At 51.3% G+C, this 1,555-nt stretch carries 4 protein-coding genes; all 4 read right to left on the reverse strand.

Features of this window, described 5'->3' with window-relative positions; all coding sequences use genetic code 11:
* On the reverse strand, positions 1–308 hold a 308-nt coding region (gene rplV / locus AB0M56_RS50510), incomplete at its 3' end, for a 50S ribosomal protein L22 (RefSeq protein WP_364190808.1).
* A gap of 14 nt (positions 309–322) precedes the next feature.
* A complete protein-coding gene (gene rpsS, locus AB0M56_RS50515) occupies positions 323–601 on the reverse strand; it encodes a 30S ribosomal protein S19 (RefSeq protein ID WP_001138117.1) in 279 nt (92 codons plus the stop codon).
* A 16-nt stretch (positions 602–617) separates the two neighbouring features.
* A complete protein-coding gene (gene rplB, locus AB0M56_RS50520; protein ID WP_000301864.1) occupies positions 618–1,439 on the reverse strand; it encodes a 50S ribosomal protein L2 in 822 nt (273 codons plus the stop codon).
* 17 nt (positions 1,440–1,456) lie between these two features.
* Positions 1,457–1,555 (reverse strand): 50S ribosomal protein L23 (gene rplW, locus AB0M56_RS50525; protein ID WP_364190839.1); only part of this gene is annotated, 99 nt, incomplete at its 5' end.

The following is a 1,555-nucleotide window of genomic DNA, read 5'->3' on the forward strand; positions in this document are numbered from 1 at the left end:
GGTGGTAGCCACACTCTCGGCATGCGATCTGCACGACCTTTTGCACGCGGCATAATGCGCTTCATGCTCGGGCCTTCGTCTACGAAAATTTTCGTAACTTTCAGATCGTCAATGTCAGCGCCATCGTTGTGTTCAGCGTTAGCAATGGCAGATTCCAGAACTTTCTTGACCAGTACAGCCGCTTTCTTGTTGGTGTAGGTCAAAATATCCAGAGCCTGCGACACTTTCTTACCGCGAATCAGGTCAGCAACAAGGCGAACCTTCTGAGCAGAAGAACGAGCATGGCGATGTTTAGCGATAGTTTCCATCTCTTCCTCCTACCTTATTTCTTCTTCGCTTTTTTATCAGCAGCGTGGCCGCGATAAGTACGAGTCGGTGCGAATTCACCCAGTTTGTGACCAACCATTTCGTCGGTTACAAATACCGGAACGTGCTGACGACCATTATGGACAGCGATGGTCAAACCGATCATGTTAGGAAAGATCGTTGAACGACGGGACCAAGTGCGCAGGGGCTTCTTGTCTCCGCTTTCCACCGCTTTCTCTACCTTCTTCAGCAAGTGCAGGTCAATAAAAGGACCTTTCTTGAGAGAACGTGGCATGGCTTATCCTCTAAAATTATTTGCTACGGCGACGTACGATGAATTTATCAGTACGCTTGTTGCTGCGGGTCTTCTTACCTTTGGTCTGAACGCCCCACGGAGTTACCGGGTGCTTACCAAAGTTACGACCTTCACCACCACCATGTGGGTGGTCTACCGGGTTCATCGCGGTACCGCGAACGGTCGGACGAACACCACGCCAGCGTGCAGCACCTGCTTTACCCAGAACGCGCAGCATATGCTCAGCATTGCCAACTTCGCCCAGAGTTGCACGGCAGTCTGCTTCTACTTTACGCATTTCACCAGAACGCAGACGCAGGGTGACATAAGCACCATCACGAGCAACGATCTGAACGTAAGTACCAGCGGAACGTGCCAGCTGACCGCCTTTACCTGGTTTCATTTCTACGTTATGAACAGTAGAACCAACCGGGATGTTGCGCATCGGCAGGGTGTTACCTGGTTTGATTGCAGCATCAACGCCAGACTGAATCTGGTCGCCAGCTTTCAGGCCTTTAGGGGCCAGGATGTAACGGCGTTCACCGTCTTTGTACAGAACCAGCGCGATGTTCGCGGAACGGTTCGGATCGTACTCAAGACGTTCAACAACTGCCGGGATACCGTCTTTGTTGCGTTTGAAGTCAACAATACGGTAAGCCTGCTTGTGGCCACCACCGATATGACGAGTGGTGATACGGCCATTGTTGTTACGACCACCGGATTTGCTGTTTTTTTCCAGCAACGGAGCAAAAGGTTTGCCCTTGTGCAGCTCAGGGTTAACCACTTTAACTACGTGGCGACGACCCGGAGATGTCGGTTTACATTTAACAACTGCCATTGTATTACTCCTCCGACTTACTCAGCGCCGCCAACGAAGTCCAGATTCTGGCCTTCTTTCAGGGTGACGTAAGCTTTTTTCCAGTCGCTACGACGACCGATACGCTGTCCGTGACG

It is taken from the genome of Amycolatopsis sp. NPDC051372, from assembly GCF_040682095.1.
Lineage (GTDB): Bacteria > Actinomycetota > Actinomycetes > Mycobacteriales > Pseudonocardiaceae > Amycolatopsis.

Coding starts and splice junctions, on each gene's coding strand:
- rpsS (WP_001138117.1), bottom strand. CDS start 601: ATGCCACGTTCTCTCAAGAAAGGTCCTTTTATTGACCTGCACTTGCTG.
- rplB (WP_000301864.1), bottom strand. CDS start 1,439: ATGGCAGTTGTTAAATGTAAACCGACATCTCCGGGTCGTCGCCACGTA.